3 protein-coding genes are annotated in these 2,227 nt (G+C 66.9%); 2 read left to right on the top strand and 1 reads right to left on the bottom strand.

Annotated elements, in window-relative coordinates; genetic code table 11:
- Positions 1–1,336, top strand: a 1,336-nt coding sequence (locus VGB60_RS08910; RefSeq protein WP_331037913.1) for a M3 family metallopeptidase, incomplete at its 5' end; no start/stop codon positions are given.
- Positions 1,337–1,405: 69 nt separating this feature from the next.
- On the opposite strand, the gene VGB60_RS08915 is transcribed toward VGB60_RS08910, so the two are convergent.
- Complete coding sequence (locus tag VGB60_RS08915) at positions 1,406–1,714, bottom strand: UrcA family protein (protein WP_331037914.1); 309 nt, start codon at positions 1,712–1,714, stop codon at positions 1,406–1,408.
- A 334-nt stretch (positions 1,715–2,048) separates the two neighbouring features.
- On the opposite strand from VGB60_RS08915, the gene VGB60_RS08920 reads away from it, so the two are divergent.
- On the top strand, positions 2,049–2,227 hold a 179-nt coding region (locus VGB60_RS08920; RefSeq protein ID WP_331037915.1), incomplete at its 3' end, for a signal recognition particle receptor subunit alpha.

Here is a 2,227-nt window from a genome sequence, read left to right on the forward strand (position 1 = left end):
CGATGACCGGGCCCTGCGCGAGCAGGTCTGGCGCAAGTTCGTCAATCGCGGCGACAACGGTGATCGCAACGACACCAACGCCACCATCGCGGAGATCGTCCGCCTGCGGAAGCAGCGCGCCACCCTGCTGGGCTATGGAAGCCACGCCGAATGGCGGATGCAGGACACGATGGCCAAGACCCCGGCCGCCGCCCAGTCGCTGATGAATCGCGTGTGGGAACCGGCCAAGGCCCGCGTCGCCGAAGAGGTCGCCGACATGCGCGCGATCGCCGGCCACGACATCGAGCCATGGGACTATCTCTACTATGCGGAGAAGGTTCGGAAGCAGAAGTACGACCTCGATCAGAACGAGCTGAAGCCGTATTTCGAGCTGAACAACGTCAAGCGCGGGGCCTTCTACATGGCCGGACGCCTGTACGGGTTCGACTTCACACCGCTGGCGCGCGGGACGGTGCCGGTCTTCCACCCGGACGTCGAGGTGTTCGAGGTCACCAACAAGTCGGACGGCAGCCACGTGGGCCTGTTCTATTCCGACGACTTCGCGCGGCCGGGCAAACGCTCGGGCGCCTGGGCGACGACGTATCGCAGCTATTCGACCTACGACGGCCGCAAGAATGTGCTTTCGTCGAACAACAACAACTTCACCAAGGCGGAGGGCGGCGAGCCGATCCTGATCTCGCTGGACGACGCGCAGACCCTGTTCCACGAGTTCGGCCACGCCCTGCACTCGCTGTCGGCCAACTACACCTATCCGGCGCTGGGCGGCACGCCGCGGGACTACGTCGAATATCCGTCTCAGGTCCACGAGCACTGGGTGCTGTCGCGTCCGGTCCTCGACGGCTTCATGAAACACTACCAGACCGGCCAGCCGATGCCGCAGTCGCTGGTCGACAAGATCGAGGCGTCGAACACCTTCAACCAGGGTTACGACACGGTCAGCTACCTGTCCTCGGCGCTGGTCGACATGGACCTGCACACCCAGGCGACGCCGCCGACCGACATCGACGCTTTCGAGCGGGAAAGCCTCGCCCGTCTTGGGATGCCGAAGGAGATCGTGATGCGGCACCGCCTGCCGCAGTTCAATCACCTGTTCACCTCGGACGCCTATTCGGCCGGCTACTACAGCTACCTGTGGTCCGAAGTCATGGACGCCGACACCTGGGCCTATTTCGAGGAGTCGGGCGACGTCTTCAACCCGGACATCGCGGCCCGCTACAAGGCCGTCATCCTGGGCGAGGGCAACACCACCGACCGGGCCGAGGCCTATCGCCGCTTCCGCGGCCGGGATCCGGACGTGACGGCGCTGCTGAAGGTGCGGGGTTTCCCGACCCGCTGAGGTCGGTTCAGCACGAGGGCAGGAAGGGCCGGCGGATCGCTCCGCCGGCCCTTTCCTCGCCCGGGGCGATCAGGCGACGATCGGCAGGCGGCTGAGGGCGTAGTCGACCTGGGCCGCGCCCGGCAGCTGGGCCACGGCTTCGCGGCGGACCGCCGCTTCGCAGTAGGCGCGGTCGCTGATCAGGCTGCCCTGACGGCGGGCCATCCGGCACATCCGGTCGGCGGCCTTGTCGACGCGCGCGTCGAAGGCGGCGGCGCCGGCCGCGGTGGAGAGATCGAGATCGGTCCAGGCGATGCGGGCTTCTTCCGGGGCGGCGGCGGCGGAGCCGGCGACGGCGGCGAGGACGAGGGCGGCGGCGAGAGAAACGAGGGTCTTCATGACGAACTCCTTGCGAGATCGGCGTCGCTCTTGGCGGCGACGATCCCGGAGTACGGCCGCGCTGTTGCGGGCTGATGTGCGTTTGACGGCGGAATAGCGACGCTTGATGAATTCGCAGAAACGTAAACACCGATCAGCCAGGGCCCGCCCGCCTTGTCTTGGCCGCGCTTTTCCGCCATAAGCCGCCGCTTCCGACGCAAGTGAACCTCGCGTCTCCACCCACACGACCCCGGTTTCGGCCGGACGAGGTGGGCGAGAACCCTCCGCCGACGTGATCGTCGCCGGGGGCCATTTCGCTATGGAGACCGTCTCACCCGTCGAAACGAGGTTGTGAATGTTCGAGGCTCTGAACGAGCGGCTGACAGGCGTCTTCGACCGGATCACCGGGCGCGGCGCCCTGTCCGAAAAGGACGTGGCCGAGGCGATGCGCGAAGTCCGCGTGGCGCTGCTCGAGGCCGACGTCGCCCTGCCCGTCGTCAAGGACTTCATCGCCTTCGCCACCGAGCGCGCCAC

Origin of the sequence: Brevundimonas sp. (assembly GCF_036399195.1) — a bacterium.
Taxonomy (GTDB): Bacteria; Pseudomonadota; Alphaproteobacteria; order Caulobacterales; family Caulobacteraceae; genus Brevundimonas.